A 16,158-nucleotide genomic window follows, 5' to 3' on the forward strand; every position below is an offset into this window, starting at 1 on the left:
AATTACAGTGTACAAGCAAAGTTTGTGGATTTGCCTTTTTCTTTTGGCAGCTTTGTTGGTGGGGTGTTTTGCTGAACCTGAAACGATTACCTCTGAAATAAACCCAACGGTGACAATTGAAATCGTTGCGGATGTACCGCAGCCCACTGTGTTGCCAACTTCAACGAGCTTGCCAGTGACACCAACTATTGCTTTTGATCGGGAAACGGCCGTTAATCCCACAATTTCACCCATGGAAACACAGGTTCCCCAGCCTGCTGCCAAACTAAGAGATTGCCCAACGGTTTTGCCTGCTGACGCTCCCCCGCTGCTGTCCAATGGAAGCATTTTGTATATCATTGGACAAGCTGACGAGGCGAATCTGCATTTTTTTGCATTGGAAGAACATTCAGATGTCTTAGCTCTTTCAGCAAATTCTCTTACCCCAATGCCAGTTTATACGATTCCCTCTTCTAACCCCATTCGCGTGTCTATCTCACCTGATGGGACTAAGTTGTTAAGATTTGAGTGGGCTGACGAGAATGGGTCTTATGCTGTTGTTTACGATCTTATCTCCAAGGAAGAAATCTACTCTGACGAGCCGCTGCCTCATTTTTCAGGGAATTGGTTGCCAGACGGCCGTATTGAGCAATCGAGGAACTGGCCACTCCCTAAACAGGAGCAGGCTCACCATTTTGAGTTTGCTTTTTTTGATATGAATACACAGTCAACAGAATCATTGGAATTTGACTTGCTTTTACCCAACTATCATTATTATCAGGAACCTTTATACGCGGGTATTGCTTCGATAGACCCAACTAGACAACTTATTCTGTATTCAGCATTTGGAGAGGGGAGCACTTCTGATGTGGTTTTGCGTGATATTGGAAATGGGATAGATATTTGGTATCAAAAAGGCAGCTTTCGTGTAGGTTATCTGTACCCTTTTCCTCTATGGGTCGAAGACGGAAGTAGTGTGGTCTTTAGTATGCCCGTAACCGAAGATCAATTCAGTTACGATAGAATATTTAGCTTGACCCGTAACGGCACGGAAATGACGCTACCAGTTCAACCTTATCCTGGATTAGACCAAAATTACGTACGCTACCTCAATTTTCCCTCGACGCAGAATTATATCCATTATACCTTGCAGGAAACTCTGGAGACAGGTTCAGGCTATATTGTGGATATTCATGAAAGTTGGGTCGGCGAAATCTGTTCTGACAATGGGGATTTTATCGTAGGTCGATGGATGGCAGAGGATCAATTTGCTTATACGGTTTTCTTGGAAGGCGGTGGGCAATCTTTGCATCTGCTTGATATACCAACCTGGACAAGCCAAAAACTTGCCCAACTACCTCCAGGGGAAGGGTTTGTCGTTTACGGTTGGACACCCCTTGAACTCCCTTCACCCCAATGACAAAGACTAGGTAACAAAAAACTTAGGAGAACGACATGCTCAACTGGACGCCCCCACAAAATTGGCAGCAAATCACTGCCATAGATGCCCATACAGGCGGGGAACCGTTGCGAATTTTTACTAGCGGCCTGCCAGATATTCCCGGCGACACCATTTTAGCCAAGCGGCGTTACGCTCAGAAGCATCTAGATTGGCTACGAACGGCGACGATGTGGGAGCCACGCGGCCATGCGGATATGTATGGCTGCATCCTCACCGAGCCAGTGACGCCAGACGCCGACCTGGGCGTGCTTTTTTTGCACAATGAGGGGTTTAGCACGATGTGTGGCCACGGCATTATTGCCCTCACAAAGGTGGCGTTGGATACTGGGATGATCGAAAAGCCGGGAAATAAACTAGTTTTGAAGGTAGACACGCCAGCCGGAAGAGTGGTAGCGACGGGGGTAAGGGAGAACGGCCGTATCACTTCCGTCTCTTTCCAAAATGTGCCCTCCTTTGTGCTGGCGCTTGATCAAACTGTTGAGGTGCCGGGTTTGGGCAGCGTCCGCTACGATGTTGCCTACGGTGGTGGCTTCTACGCTTTTGTACAGGCAGAATCGGTGGGCGTGGGGTTATCGGGCGACGATTTTCGCCAACTCATTGATTTGGGCAAGCGTATCAAACTGGCGGTAATGAACAGTCTGCCCATCGTGCATCCGTTTGAGCCAGATTTAGGCTTTTTATACGGCACTATCTTTGTAGGCGCAGCGCATAATCCGGCAAACCACAGCCGCAATGTTTGCATCTTTGCCGACGGCGAGGTGGACCGCAGCCCGACGGGCACGGGGATAAGTGCCCGCGCCGCGCTGCACTTTGCCAAAGGGGAAATTGGCCTGAATGAGCCGTTTGTGGTGGAAAGCATCTTGGGCAGCACCTTCACGGGGGAAGTGGTGGCCAAGACGGATTTTGGACCGTATACGGCCGTTATTCCCCAAGTTGCAGGCACAGCACACATTTGCGGCATCAACCAGCTTCTCATTGATCCGGAAGACCCGCTGCGGCATGGCTTTTTGCTGCGATAATTTTCTATTGCGTATTTCGTATTGCGTAGGATTGCCAGCCAATACGCAATATTTTCAATATGAACCTACCCCCACACTTTACCAAAACAGTCACCAGCACCTTTACTGGCGGTGCAGAATGGCTGACGCATCTGCCCAATTTGCTGGCAGAATGCGAGCGGCGCTGGGATTTGACGGTACAGCCAACCAATTTCACGCTCTCATACAATTATGTTGCGCCTGCCACGCTGGCCGACGGCACGGAGATTGTGCTCAAGGTGGGCGTGCCCAACAGGGAGCTACGCACTGAAATTGAGGCGCTGCGACTGTACGCTGGGCGTGGCTGTGTGCGTTTGCTAGATGCTGATCCAGAGCAGGGCGTTTTGCTGCTGGCGCGGCTGCATCCTGGGGAAATGCTCACAACGTTGACGGATGACGATGAGGCGACGCGCATCGCGGCTCTGGCAATGCAAACGTTGTGGTGGCAGTTGCCCGCAGAACACAATTTTCCCTCGGTGGCAGATTGGGGAGATGGTTTGGCGGAACTGCGCGAGGCGTTTGGCGGGGGGACAGGGCCGTTTGAGGGGAGGTTGGTGGATACGGCCGTATCCCTCTTCACCGATCTCCTAGCTTCCAGCGACGAACCAGTGTTGCTCCATGGTGATTTGCACCATTACAACATCCTCTCTTCCAGCGACGGCTGGCAAGTGATTGACCCCAAAGGTGTGGTGGGCGAACCGGCCTACGAGGTGGGCGCATTGCTACGTAACCCCATCGCCACCATTTTTGATGAGCCAGACCTGAAGGGTATCACGGCACGGCGGCTGGACATTCTGGCGGAAACATTGAGCATAGATCGTGAGCGAATGCGGCAGTGGAGTCTGGCCCAAGCTGTCCTCTCTGTCTGGTGGAGCTACGAAGATGGCGGCGACTCGGCGGACTGGGAACTAACGATGCGTTTAGCAAACGTGCTGTTGGAGGTGTCCTAAAAACAAATCACGAATTTTGTGAATGGACGAATGATACGAATATTTGTTGAATTCGTTTATTCGGGTCATTCGTGGTGGTTTTCTTCCAGCGTGTGTAGCAATTGCACGGCCGTTTCCTCCCATCTAAACCGTTTCACATTCTCAAACCCGCGCTGCACCAATGTTTGTCGGTACGCTTTGTCCTGCACCAGCCTTTGCATCCCCTGGGTTATGGCCATCGTATCCAAGGGGTTGACCAGCAGGGCAGCATCTCCAGCCACTTCGGGAAGGGAACTAGTGGTGGCGGTGAGGACGGCCGTGCCGCACGCTTGCGCCTCCAACACGGGAAAGCCAAACCCTTCGTACAATGATGGATAGAGAACGGCCGTTGCCCCTGTAAGCAGCGCAGCTTTATCCACCTCATCCACAAAGCCCGTCACCACAATTCGCTCACGGATTACTGATGACTGATTACCGATAACCTCTAAAATGGGTTGCGAGAGCCAGCCGGGTTTGCCAGCAAGGACGAGTTGGTGGGGCAAGTTGCTGGCACCGTACGCTTGGATGAGCCGCACCAAGTTTTTGCGGGGTTGGAGGGTGCTGAGGTAAAGCAGGTAGGGTGGGGTGATGTTGTGTTTCTGGTGAACGGCCGTCAGCACGGCCTCATCCGTTACAGGCTGCAAAGCGGGGTCTACGCCAGGGTAAATCACGTCAATCTTGTGGGCGGGGATGCCATCTAGCTGAATGAGGTCTTGTTTGGTAGCTTGGGAATCGGCAATCACTCGGCGGGCGCGACGGCCGTTGTGCCGTGTGCTCCAGCGCAGATAAGCAAGCTGTCGCCACGGGTGTGCTTCCGGGAAGTGATGGTAGCCCAAATCATGAATCGTGGCTACGGAAGAGCCAAAATAGCTAACTGGAATGACGTGCGCGGGCGTGAAAAAGACGTCCGGTGGGCGGCGGTGCAGTTCAGCCGCTAGGCGCAGGTGCGTCCACAGGCGTGGGAAGGGAATGATGACGTGCTCAACCTGGGGTGATTGGGGGAACAGTTTGGCGGGCGATGGCTTGTTAAAGTAGAGCCGAATTTGATGGTTTTGGGCAGTAGCCACAGGAATAAGTGCTTGCAGCAAAAAGGTGGCGTATGCCTCGGTGCCGGTGCGTTGCCTGGTAATGGTGCGGCTGGCGTCAATACCGATTAGCATGAGGATGTATTGCGTATTCCGTATTGCGTATGATCTCCTCTACGAAATACGCAATACGCAATATTAAAATATGAACAACCTACACTTTGCATCTTATTCACAGCCGGGGCCAAGCGAGAGGAAATCTTCGGCCACCCAGCCTTCGTCACCAGAGATGTTGTCCCGAATTTTGCGCCAGACGAGGCCGTTAGCCTCTTGTGGTGCTTCATCTTTGATGAGCGTGACAAAAGTGGCCTCTGGCAAGACGCCTAAATCGGCACCGCCGGGTGCGTCGCGCAGCGTTAGCCCGTTGCCAGACGTGCCTTCTACGATGGCGCGGCACAGGATGGCGGTAGCCGTGGCGGTGGGAATGGCGGCATCTACCGTGGGGCTGGGGGATGGTGTAGGCGGGAAAACACCCAGCTCCGGTGTGGAGGTTGCCTCTACCTCACCTTCCAGCACGGCCTCTGTTTCAGCTTCTGCTGCCTGAGACTGCAGTTCCTGGGCGGCCATGTAGCCAACGGCGGCAATAAAGAGCAGGGTGCTGACTAGCAAAGTCAGCATGGCGCGGCGCAAAACGGCTTCGCGCTCCAAGGTGTAGAATCGCGCTCCCCCGCGCCGGATGCCCTGGTAGGTGGCAATGGCCAGCAGCAACCCGGCAGCGCTCAGGGCGATAGGAATAATTAGTGCACTCATAAACTTATTTTACACCGAGCAGCGATTGGGCTGAGATTGGCCCTTCGCGCAGGACTTTTAGCTCGTATCCGGTACAGTCCAGAATGGTGGAGGCGGCACCGTGTGGCGCGGGGCCATCGTCTGCCACGGCCGTTACCCAGCCAGCGAGTTTATTTTGGGCGTCTACGGCCGTTTCCGCTGGTTCTTGCCCGGTAAGATTGGCGCTGGTTACGGCCAACGCGCCACCTGCAGCCCGAATAATTGCCCGACCCACCTCGTTGTTTGGGATGCGAACGGCTACACCGTCGTTGTTAGAAATTTCATCAGGTAAATCAGGATGTTTGGGTAGCAAAATGGTGAGCGGCCCCGGCCAATATTGGTGGATGAAGGCTTGGGCTATGGGCGGCACATGCCGCACCACCCGGAGCAAATCAGAGTGGTCGGCCAGGAGAATGGGAATGGGTTTGCTGTACGGCCGTTGCTTGGCTGCATAAATTGCCCGCACCGCTTCTGGATTAAACGCATCACAGGCTACGCCATACAGTGTGTCTGTCGGGATCACAATCAGGTTGCCTGACCGTGCCTCAGCAGCCGCCTGCATAATGGCACCGGGCCAGTTGGCAGGCAACAGTTGTGTGTGGTCGAGTGGATACGGCCGTTGCAAACTGTTCAAACTTCCCTCTTCCCTATAATCTTTACAATCCGGTCATGCCTGGCGAAATCGGGCAAAACGGTAATTTCGGCTTCTGGAAAATGTGTTTGAGCAGCGTTTTTAGCCTGTTTGCCCTGCTGCCATCCAATTTCCAAAAAAATAGCGCCGCCGGGTTGGAGCTTGGTTGCGGCTTGCTGCAATAGCTGTCTGATGAAATCCAGGCCGTCCACACCGCCATCCAGTGCCAGCGTTGGCTCGTGCAATTTTACCCCATCGGCCAACGACTGCCACTCGCTGCTAGTGACGTAGGGTAGGTTGGCCACAATCAAATCCACTGGCTCAGTAATCGCTTGCAGCAAATTACTTTGGCAAAATTGAATGCGGCCTGATGCCAACCTCGCGCCGTTTTGCTGGGCAATAGCACATGCTTTTGGGGAAATGTCTACGGCCGTTACCTGCAAATCTGGCAAAAACCGGGCCAAAGCGATGGCAATGCAGCCGCTGCCGGTGCCCACGTCTACGGCCGTTTTAGCATGATGGGTTTTTACCCACGCCACAGCCAGTTCCACAAGCTGTTCTGTCTCTGGCCGGGGGATGAGCACTCCAGGAGCCACATGCAGCTCAAAATCGAAAAATGGTGCGTGACCGATGATGTAGGGAATTGGCTCCGCTTGGGTAGCGCGGGCTACCAACTGGCGATAGCCATCTTCTTGTTCGGCTGTGAGCCGTTGTTTGTGATGAATAATCAGGTAGCTGTGTGGCACGTTTAGCAGATATTCCAGCAGCAGCCGAGCATCTAGTTGGGGTGTAGGGGAGGAGGGGGTGAGTTGGAAACGGCCGTATGCTAACGCTTCTTGAATATTCATGACGGGGAAGCATAAAGGGTGCTGCCGGATAAAGCAAAAAAGAGACCGGAGATTAGAGATTTTTAATCCCCAGTCTCCGGTCTCCAATCTCTAAATTCTTGAAGAAAGGATGATGGACTGTTTACGCCAGCTCTGCTACCGGAATCAGGCCGCGTTTTTCAAGCTCGCCGATGATGAAGGCTGCGCTTTCTTCAACCGTTTGCTTGTCGGTGCGGACGTGGATATCAGGGTTTTCTGGCGCTTCAAACGGATCAGAAATGCCGGTAAAGTTCGGGATTTCACCTGCCAGTGCCTTTTTGTACAATCCTTTTACATCCCGATCAATCACTACGTCCAGGGGCGCGTCAACAAAAACTTCCAGGAAGTTGGTGGTGTTGGCCCGCACATCGTCACGGATGGACTGGTAGGGGGAGATGAAGGAGCAAACGCAACCCACGCCGTTGCGAGAGAGCAGTTTAGCCACAAAGGTGATGCGCTCAATGTTTTTGGTGCGGTCTTCTTTGCTAAAGCCCAGGTCGCGGGTCAGGCTCTCGCGCACTACATCGCCATCCAGCCGCTCCAGGCGCAGGTTACGGCCAGCCAGTTGGTCTAATAGCTCTAAAGCAATCGTGGTTTTCCCTGCCCCAGACAGGCCGGTCATCCACAGTACAAATCCTTGTTGTTTAGTCATGTTAAATCCTCTTTTAGGTAATTGAGTAATTAGTAATTGGGTAATTGCTCAATTATCCAATTACTAGTTACAGATTTTTCAATGGTTGGGGCGAATGAACCCTTTTTCGAGCAGGAAGGCCACAATTTTGTGGGCATTTTCTTCGGCACTGTTGTCAATGGTGTCAATGCGAAGTTCTGGATGACGCGGTGCTTCATAGGGATCGTCAACGCCAGTGAATCCTTTGATCTTGCCGCTGCGGGCTTGAGCATACATCCCTTTGGTATCACGACTTTCGCACACATCTAGAGGGGTATCTACGAAAATTTCGATGTAATGATCATTTTCCATCATGCTACGCACGTCGTTGCGGGTGGCGCGATAGGGGGAAACGGCCGCACACACAGCCAACCCACCGTGTCGCACAATCTCGGAGGCGACGTAGCCCATACGGCGCACATGGTCGTCACGGTCTTCTTTGCTGTAGCCAAGCCCTTCGGAGAAGTGAGTACGGACGACATCGCCATCGAGTAGGGTTACATTACGGCCGTATTCCTGCAGCAGCGTTGTGAGTACATTGGCCGTGGTGGATTTGCCCGCATTGTGCAAACCAGTTAGCCAAATACAAACACCCTGGCGATGACGCGGTGGGTATGTTTCCGACAAAATTTCGGCCACGGGCGGGCGGGTAAACCATTGCGGCAGCAATTTGCCCTTGTGCAAATACTCCTCACGCACCTGCGTACCTGAAATTTGAGCCGTCTCCATATCATCGGTCACTTTGGTAATCTCTTCATACCGCGCTTCATCTGGCAGGTAAACCAACATGCGGAAGGGTACAACGGTAACGCCAATCTCTTCGCTGAAGCTCTCAACCAAATCTTGCGCGTCGTACGGGCCGTAGAATGGGTTGCCCTGCGAATCTTTGCCGGGGCCGGCGTGGTCACGCCCCACAATCAGGTGGTTTGCGCCGTAATTGCGGCGAATAATGGCGTGCCACAACGCTTCACGCGGGCCACCCATCCGCATGGCGAGCGGCAATAGAGAAAGCAGGATGCGATCCTCGTCATAAAAGTTTTTAGCCAACGCTCTGTAGGTGCGAACGCGGGTAAAGTAATCTACATCCCCAGGTTTGGTCATGCCCACCACGGGGTGCAGCAACAAAACGCCATCTTTTTCGGCGATGGCGCGTTTGGTTAACTCTTCATGGACGCGGTGCATAGGGTTGCGCGTTTGGAAGGCGACGACGTTTTGATGGCCAAAGGTTTCTAGTGCAGCGCGGGTTTGGGCTGGCGTCATGCGAATGTCTTTGAAGTCGTAATGGGTGGGCAAGCTCAACACTTGCATAGGGCCAGAGATGTTCCGTTTGCCCCAGCGGTGCATCTCAGCCACGATTGGATGACGCAAATCTGTAGAGCCGAATGCTTTTACGGCCGTTTCTTCCAAATCCCACTCATAAACCTCTTCTACAGTCATGATGGCCAGCAGCTCATTCTGCGGGTCGCGCAAAGCAATGTCTTGCCCAATCGTCACATCCACATCATCATCAACAGGCAGTGGAATTGGCATTGAGAAAACGTACCCGTTGGCCAGACGCATATTATCTAGCACGCTCTGGTAATCTTCTTGCCCCATAAATCGGTCAAGTGGCGAAAATGCGCCAACGGCCAACAATTCAAAATCGCAAACAGAGCGATCAGAAAGGCGAATAGAAGGCAGCTGACTGGCGTAAGCAGTTCTTTCTTCCAACATTTCTGCTGGAACAAAAAGGTCAACAAGTTCACCACCATAGGGTGGAATAAGTGAGGTTGTTCTTTCTTTAGTTGCTAACATAACAATGGTACATGCCCCTTTGAATAAAAATGGAAGCAGCATTCATAAAAAAACGGCCCTGAGCCGTTCGCATTATCAAAAATGCGCTCTGCTCCGGGCTGCTTTCTGGTTTTTGAAAGTTGCTTCTATGCTTGTAAAAAATGAATCATCCGCAAACAATTGTAGCAATTGTGAGGTGAAGAATGAATGCGAACTCCGTCCTAGTCTAGAAATGGTTCCTTACGGACTGTGTTAAGGATTACAATGATCGTCAATCTATTTGAACAAGCCAATATTCTATCATAAAGTTACGTGCTGGTAACATAAAAATAAACCAATATAATGCCAGACAATATGTGCAAATCTGCTTAACTTTGGAAAAATATTAGAATGAATGCTATTACAGAAAAAAATAAATCAAAAGATCACAAACCAGATGTTTGGGTTGTAGTTTTAAATTGGAATGCGTTTGAGGATACCCATGAATGTTTGCTTTCGTTACAGGGTGTAACTTACCCAAATTTTCAAGTTGTTGTGGTAGATAATGGCTCTACAGATGATAGCCCTCAGCAACTTAACACGTATCACCCTGAACTTTCTTTTGTTGCCTGTGAAACAAACAGGGGCATTGCAGCTGGATACAACCGGGGTATTGAATTTGGTTTGCAGGCAGGTGCAGATTATGTTGTTGTTATGAACAATGATCTCATCTTCGATCCTGATTTTTTAACAGAAATGGTAAATACTGTTCAGAGATGGCCCAAGTGCGGTGTTGTGATGCCAAAAATTTATTATTACGATGAGCCGGATATTATTTGGTCTACAGGTGGCCGTACTCGGTGGATGCCATCCAATATTTTACTGCGTGATCGGCAAAAACAGGACGACCGTTCCCTACAAACGGAAGAAATCATTGCATTTGCACCAAGCTGTTGTTTACTCATAACAAGAGAACTTTGCCAGCAGGTTTTGTTCGATGAAAGTTACTTCTTTTACTACGATGACTGGGATTTTTGTTTGGAAGCTAGAAAAGATGGCTGGGAAATCGTGTTTTCTCCAGCTTCGCGTATTTGGCACAAGGTTTCACGCAGCACGCAAAATAGTCCCAAATCATTGCGTTGGTGGAAGATTTTGGGGCAGAGTTGTGTGCGTTATCATCGTAAACACCATTCGCTTGGCTTGTTGGCAACATATGTTAGCTGGGTGTTACTGCGAGAGATGATCAAAGGCAATTTCAAAAGCTTGCCCACCTTTTTGCGTGGCATCCAGCTAGGGTTGCAGGCAAAAACTGTTGATGATATGCAGCCAGGGTGGAGCGTATAAATGGCAAACAATTTCACAACTGCAAAATATGATAATGGTTTTGAAGAAACAGCATGTGAAATTTGTGGTCAATCTTCTCGCAAAGTTGTAGCTAAACGAACTGATTTATTACTTGGTGGGCAGGACATATATTTTATGTGCGAATGCCAAGAGTGTGAAAGTCTTTATTTAACACCTAGGCCGACACCTTCAAGAATGGCTGAGTTTTATCCTGATGAGTATCAGCCATATACAGTCGGCGTTCATGCAGAGAGTTTCCTGAATCGGTATGTGCGAAGATATGGCTTGAAGAAAAGATACAAAATAATTGAAAAATATGTAAAGCAAGGGGATTTGCTGGACGTAGGGTGTGCAACTGGTGATTTTTTGGCTGAAGTGACTTTACAATCTGGATGGCAGGTTGTTGGAATTGAAACAAGTGTATCAGCGGTTAGGTATGCACGGGAGCAAGTTGGGTTGAATGTGCTGGTAAGTACCTTAAACCAAGCCTCGTTTCCAAAAGAATCTTTTGATGTGATTACAATGTGGGATGTGTTAGAGCATGTTTATGATCCTTGTGTTGTTTTAGATGAAGTGGGGCGCTTGTTGCGTCCGGGCGGGATTTTTGTGGTCAATCATCCAAATCTGGACAGCATAGATCGCTATCTGTTTGGACGCTTTTGGGCTGGCTTTGAACTGCCTCGCCATTTGTATTTGTTTCCCACCAAGTTGCTGAATGATTTGATGGAGCAGCGGAATTTTCGGCAGGTAGAGCGAAATTGTTTGTATGGAAGCCATGCAGGTACTAGTACAAGCCTGCGATTTTATATACAGTATGTTTTTGGTTCTGGTGTCCTAAGCAAGATATTTACGCGAATAGCTTTAAGTAAAGTGGCTCGAATTCTGTCGGTTCCCTACTTTAAAGTTATTGATGCGTTGAAAATGGGTTCTAATGTAACGGCCGTTTTCCAAAAACAAAACCTAAATCTATGATAATGTTTCCTCAGGATTGTATTATTTTATGAATGAAAGAATAGGTCTTTTACCTGCTGCAGGCCGTGGTTCTCGGCTTGGCCCAATACCTTGCAGCAAAGAAATAATGCCATTAGGATTTCAATCGCCTACTTCAAAAGAGGCTGATTGGATACCTGTTACAACAATCGAAAGACATTTGCAGGCATTTTCTTTAGCACAAGTTCAACAAGTTGGCATTATTGTGGGAAATACTAAATGGGATATTGTGAGCTACTTGGGTAATGGAAAGCGACTAAACCTTTCCCTAGCTTATTTCTTTCAGGAAAGCCTAAATGGTATGCCCTTCGCATTAGATTTGACCTACTCTTGGATAAAGGAAGCGACCATTCTTTTTTCTATGCCCGATACCTTAATTACGCCTATTGATGCAATGACCAAGTTAGTAGAGCATCACGAGACAACAAAGGCAGATGTTACACTTGGGCTATTTGAAACTGACACACCAAAAAAATTTGGAATGGTTGAACTAAATGATAAAAGGGAAATTATTGGATTTGTAGATAAGCCAGAAAAAACAGACTTGTCACTGATGTGGGGATGTGCTGCTTGGTCTCCCGTGTTTACTCGATTTATGCACCAATATCTTAAGGATATCAACCTGCCTGGCAAAGAGATTGTTCTAAGCGATCTGTTCTTAGCTGCTCTTGATAAAGGGTTGACATTTGAGCCGCTTCTTGTAGAAGGGCAGTATCATGACATTGGTACGCCGGATAGTTTTCAAGCGGCCGTCTATGATCTAGCTCGTCAGCAAATAGCAAATTAGTCCAGTTAACATAAATCACTGCCTCATGAACTTACAGGAGAAATAACCCGAAAGGATTATCGTATTATTGCCAAAAGCTTTGCTCTTTTAACTGTGCTCAACAAAGGGGTTATTGACTAAGCTTGAGCATTGTATAGAATGCAAGGTGCAATATTGCTAAAAAATTCTTTATTCATGAATAGCATAGGAGACAGTACAAATGATGAGAAAAATTCGTAGAGCATTCGCGTTAAGTATTTTCTTTTTAGGAGCGCTAGCCCTTTTTGTGTTTACAAGTCAGCCAGCTGCCGCCCAGACGAATGCCCCTGGTGTTTGGAGTAGTGCAATCAACTTACAAAACACTACAACTTCGCCTGCCACAGTTGTCATTACTTTTTATGATACCAGTGGCAATGTGGTAACGACATATACCCCCGAAACGTTAGCTGGTGGAGAAGCCCTTTCAATTTTTGTTCCCTCAATTACTACCTCACCTGCATTGCCGTCTGGACAATACTCTGTTGTGGTAAGTAGTGATGTACAAATTTTGGCTTCCGTGAACACGGCTTCAACAAGCAGCACCTCAGCTCCTTGGACTGCATTTGCTTATGACGGTTTTGACTCTTCACAAGCCGGAACGAGTCTGTATTTCCCCGGAAACTACAACAACTACTTCAATTTCTTCTCAGAATTGGTTATTCAAAATACTGATCCTTCAACTACAGCAAATTTGAAAGCTACTTTCCGTGATCAGAGTGGTAGTGTGATTGCTTCTGATGTTTCATTGGGTTCCGTAGCGCCAAACGCAGCTCGTACAGTGGCTATGTCGTCTGTTGCTGGTTTGCCTTCTGGTAGCAGCGGTATTTTTGGTGCTGTCGTAACATCTGATGAAAATGTGAACCTTGTCGGTGTGGCAAATATCTGGCGCACTACGCCAACAGCCGGTACAGCGAGCTACTCTGGATTTACAAGCGGTAGCACTGAGCTATATGCTCCCAGCTTGTTGAATAATTATTTTGGTTTTAACTCCGCAATAACGATTCAGAATGTGCATTCGACCGATAATGCAATTGGAACTTTAACTTACTCAGATGGGACTATTGAGAACTTTAATTTGGTTCCTGGAGCAGCTATTGATTACTTCCAGCCCAATAATCCGAGTTTGCCCTCTGGTAATTCTAATGGCTTGCTAGCAGCTGAAGTCCAAGTTACTCAAGGTTCTGTGGTTGGCTTAGTGAGTCAAAGTGTGCCGTCTGGTACGGGTTCTTTTGCTAGCTACAACGTCCCTGCATCCGCGGCTTCCTCAGTCAATATTCCAAGTGTGTTGAGCGATTACTACGGTTATTTCTCTGCCGTAACTGTTCAAAATACCGGGAGCACTTCGACTAATGTTACTATTGATTATGCCAATGGTGATTCCCGAACCATCAATAATGTGGCAGCTGGCGCAACGGTTAACTTTATTCATCTGGATAATGCAAGCGATGTCTTACCGTTCCGCACTGCGACTTCAGCCACTGTTTCTTCCTCTAATGGGAACCCGCTAGTAGCTGTGATTCAGCATAACACTTCGCCAAATGTAGCTGGTTACAATTCTGCCAAGACCCCAAGTGATTACTTGCTGGCAGTCACAGGTGTTGCTGAGTAATCTGAGGTAGTGAAGCAGATTTGATCTTGTTGCACAAGATTTGATCCAAGAGAGAGATGTAAATTGCAGGGTTATCCATTGCGATAATCCTGCAATTTTTTTGTTTTGATAAAACAGGATGAATATCATGCAAAGAAAAGTGATGAAAGTGGTCACTGCTATATTTTTGTTGTTGCTATTGGCTGCTTGTGGGGCGGCTCCAGAAGCGCCCGATGATTTGGCGTTTTCCACAACTCCAGTGGTTGGTGGGGCTCCTGAATTTTTAGAAGAAGCTCCGGAAGGATATCCGGTTGGGGGTACGAGTGATACAGGGAATGAGGGTTATCCTGCGCCAGCAGGGACTGTAGAGGGTCAATCTGTAGACGGCCGTAGCCAAACGGCCGTTGCTGCTTATGAGCTGGCCCTGTTTGTTGCCTTAGATGAATTTAGCCCGGATGCGTACCTGCACACAATTGCGCCCTCTCACATTATGCTATCTAATTTAGGCAATCCCCCCGTTTTACCGGGCTGGTTTTATATTTTTAAGCGTCCTGAATCCCGCCGAGAGCTGATTGTTCAAGTTGTAGATAACTTGGTTACCGGAACCACGCTGACAGAATCCGTTAGCGATATTCAGCCAGCACCATTGCCGATTGATATGAGCCAAGTCGTACTAGATAGCGATGATGTATTTGCACGGTTTGACGAGGTAGGTGGCCGACAAGAGGGAGTTCCTTACGATTTAGAGCTCATTTACCTAACTGGCAGCGAGGCACCAATCTGGAGCGTGGTCGATCCATTTAGCCAACAATGGATTGCATCATTTAATGCCGTAACAGGTGAGGAAGCTCCGAATCCATACGGGCAGTAAAAATTGAGGAAATCTGCGATTTAAGAAGCTGTGCCTTTGCCAGGGCGCAGCTTTTTCTTTTATTGTGGATGTTTAGGTAGTTGCTTGCTACTGCGCCAAAGTAGGTAAGAGGTTGCCAGTAGCAAAATTGTGTCGCTTACCACATAGACGACGGAAACCCCTGCAAGACCGAAAGGCAAAATGAAAATCAAATTGGCAGCAACATTGAACCCGGCCACTACTATCTGAACCCGCGTATTGAGCGTTTGGCGTTCGCTGGCGGCCAGCATGGTGCCGACGCCAAAGTTTAAAGCCCGCAAAAATGGAATGGGACTTAGGAGCTTCAAATATCGGGCTGACCCCAGGTAAGCCTCTTGGAAGATTAAAGTGAGCAACTCATCGGCAAAAAGAAACAGAGCGATTGAAATGAGGCCGCCAACTGCTCCTTGAATGCCAATTTGCACAATGCCTTGTCGGTTAAACTTGTTTAAATCTCGCTTGAAAGTTTTGGAAAGCAAAGGCAAAATGAGCAAAAACAGGGCTCTGGGAGCTAAAAATGAGGCTTGTAATAAATTGATGGCCGGGCCGTAGAGCGCGGTCGCAGATTTGCCGAGAATCAGGGAAACGATGGAAACATCGGCACGAACGTAAACAGCGCTAGCTAATTCTGCTAGCATAAACGGCCGTCCCTGTCGCAAAACCTCCCCATTTGCCAACGGCCGTTGTTGATTTGTTGTTTGGTAGTTGCGGAATCGGTAAATCAGGATGAGGAGTGCCAAAAGGAGTGACAATGCCATACGGCCGTTGGCAAACGTGACTAGATAATTTTCAGAATTTGGTAGCCAAAGTGCAAAGGCAAAAAGCGCAACCGCAAAGATAGCTTGCCAGACGGTGACTAATTTGTGCCGATTTTGCGTCCGCAAGGCTGAAAATGAGAGGAGAGAAAAACTGTCACAGGCAACGCCAACGGCCGTTGGCAGCCAAAGAGCCCACGGGTATGTATCATGCGGCAATGCAAAGCCCAGCAATCCCATCAGCCCCAGCCAAAGCAGCAAGGCTACACTCCGAAGGCGCAAAGATTGTTGCCAATAGGCGGTAAACTGCTCACGAGTTGGCAAATATTGAGCCAAAAGCCAGGTGTCTAGCCCCAAGCCGGGCAGCACGACCAAAAAACTCAGTAACGCATAAACAGCCACGTATTGCCCATACGCATCTGGATGAACCTCACGCGCAACGATGAAAAGGGTAATTGCTGACAATCCATTATGCAGGAGCAAACCAACGAGAATAACCCCCCAATTGGTAACCGCCTGCTGCAATGATTGACGCTGAATTAGCTCACGCACGCGCGGCATCATACCAA

The 16,158-nt window shown here is 48.9% G+C and carries 15 protein-coding genes; 8 read left to right on the top strand and 7 right to left on the bottom strand.

Translation table 11 applies throughout. The annotated features are described in order from the left end of the window. Positions 1-7 precede the first annotated feature (7 nt). From ACOQPM_RS13490 to ACOQPM_RS13500, 3 genes are read left to right on the top strand one after another with little or no spacing between them, the layout of a single operon-like run. Positions 8-1,399 carry a hypothetical protein gene (locus ACOQPM_RS13490; protein WP_420629785.1) on the top strand — a complete coding sequence of 464 codons (1,392 nt, stop codon included), beginning with the start codon at positions 8-10 and terminating at the stop codon, positions 1,397-1,399. 35 nt (positions 1,400-1,434) lie between these two features. Continuing rightward, positions 1,435-2,460, top strand: coding sequence for a proline racemase family protein (locus ACOQPM_RS13495; protein WP_420629786.1), 1,026 nt, complete (start codon positions 1,435-1,437; stop codon positions 2,458-2,460). A 59-nt stretch (positions 2,461-2,519) separates the two neighbouring features. Beyond that, complete coding sequence (locus ACOQPM_RS13500) at positions 2,520-3,428, top strand: aminoglycoside phosphotransferase family protein (protein ID WP_420629787.1); 909 nt, start codon at positions 2,520-2,522, stop codon at positions 3,426-3,428. Between the two features lie 65 nt (positions 3,429-3,493). Here ACOQPM_RS13500 and ACOQPM_RS13505 read toward each other — a convergent pair whose 3' ends face one another. The 6 genes from ACOQPM_RS13505 to ACOQPM_RS13530 form a co-directional block, all read right to left on the bottom strand. Then, positions 3,494-4,606, bottom strand: a complete 1,113-nt coding sequence (locus tag ACOQPM_RS13505; protein ID WP_420629788.1) for a glycosyltransferase family 4 protein — start codon at positions 4,604-4,606, stop codon at positions 3,494-3,496. 93 nt (positions 4,607-4,699) lie between these two features. Continuing rightward, positions 4,700-5,281: a hypothetical protein gene (locus ACOQPM_RS13510; RefSeq protein ID WP_420629789.1), complete on the bottom strand. Its 582-nt coding sequence runs from the start codon at positions 5,279-5,281 to the stop codon at positions 4,700-4,702. Positions 5,282-5,285: 4 nt separating this feature from the next. Beyond that, entirely contained in the window at positions 5,286-5,933 is a 648-nt protein-coding gene (locus ACOQPM_RS13515; RefSeq protein WP_420629790.1) for an L-threonylcarbamoyladenylate synthase, read from the bottom strand. Continuing rightward, the gene (gene prmC, locus ACOQPM_RS13520; protein ID WP_420629791.1) at positions 5,930-6,778 is read right to left on the bottom strand and encodes a peptide chain release factor N(5)-glutamine methyltransferase; all 849 of its coding nucleotides are present in this window, start codon (positions 6,776-6,778) and stop codon (positions 5,930-5,932) included. The genes ACOQPM_RS13515 and prmC overlap by 4 nt, the downstream gene beginning before the upstream one ends. A gap of 121 nt (positions 6,779-6,899) precedes the next feature. Continuing rightward, positions 6,900-7,448, bottom strand: coding sequence for an adenylyl-sulfate kinase (gene cysC, locus ACOQPM_RS13525; protein ID WP_420629792.1), 549 nt, complete (start codon positions 7,446-7,448; stop codon positions 6,900-6,902). Positions 7,449-7,526: 78 nt separating this feature from the next. Next, the gene (locus tag ACOQPM_RS13530) at positions 7,527-9,260 is read right to left on the bottom strand and encodes a bifunctional sulfate adenylyltransferase/adenylylsulfate kinase (RefSeq protein ID WP_420629793.1); all 1,734 of its coding nucleotides are present in this window, start codon (positions 9,258-9,260) and stop codon (positions 7,527-7,529) included. Between the two features lie 369 nt (positions 9,261-9,629). Between ACOQPM_RS13530 and ACOQPM_RS13535 the strand changes: the two genes are divergently transcribed. From ACOQPM_RS13535 to ACOQPM_RS13555, 5 genes are all read left to right on the top strand, one after another. Continuing rightward, positions 9,630-10,562, top strand: a complete 933-nt coding sequence (locus tag ACOQPM_RS13535; RefSeq protein ID WP_420629794.1) for a glycosyltransferase family 2 protein — start codon at positions 9,630-9,632, stop codon at positions 10,560-10,562. After that, a complete protein-coding gene (locus ACOQPM_RS13540) occupies positions 10,563-11,534 on the top strand; it encodes a class I SAM-dependent methyltransferase (protein WP_420629795.1) in 972 nt (323 codons plus the stop codon). It abuts the gene before it with no gap. Between the two features lie 28 nt (positions 11,535-11,562). Then, positions 11,563-12,339 (top strand): nucleotidyltransferase family protein, encoded by a 777-nt coding sequence (locus ACOQPM_RS13545; RefSeq protein ID WP_420629796.1) that lies wholly within the window; start codon positions 11,563-11,565, stop codon positions 12,337-12,339. Between the two features lie 199 nt (positions 12,340-12,538). Beyond that, positions 12,539-13,966 (top strand): hypothetical protein, encoded by a 1,428-nt coding sequence (locus tag ACOQPM_RS13550; protein WP_420629797.1) that lies wholly within the window; start codon positions 12,539-12,541, stop codon positions 13,964-13,966. A gap of 127 nt (positions 13,967-14,093) precedes the next feature. Beyond that, positions 14,094-14,816, top strand: a complete 723-nt coding sequence (locus ACOQPM_RS13555; protein WP_420629798.1) for a hypothetical protein — start codon at positions 14,094-14,096, stop codon at positions 14,814-14,816. A 59-nt stretch (positions 14,817-14,875) separates the two neighbouring features. Here the strand turns inward: ACOQPM_RS13555 and ACOQPM_RS13560 are convergent, their stop codons facing one another. Continuing rightward, positions 14,876-16,153: a lipopolysaccharide biosynthesis protein gene (locus ACOQPM_RS13560; RefSeq protein ID WP_420629799.1), complete on the bottom strand. Its 1,278-nt coding sequence runs from the start codon at positions 16,151-16,153 to the stop codon at positions 14,876-14,878. Between the last annotated feature and the right edge of the window lie 5 nt (positions 16,154-16,158).

The organism is Candidatus Leptofilum sp., from assembly GCF_965223525.1.
Classification (GTDB): Bacteria; Chloroflexota; Anaerolineae; order Promineifilales; family Promineifilaceae; genus Leptofilum.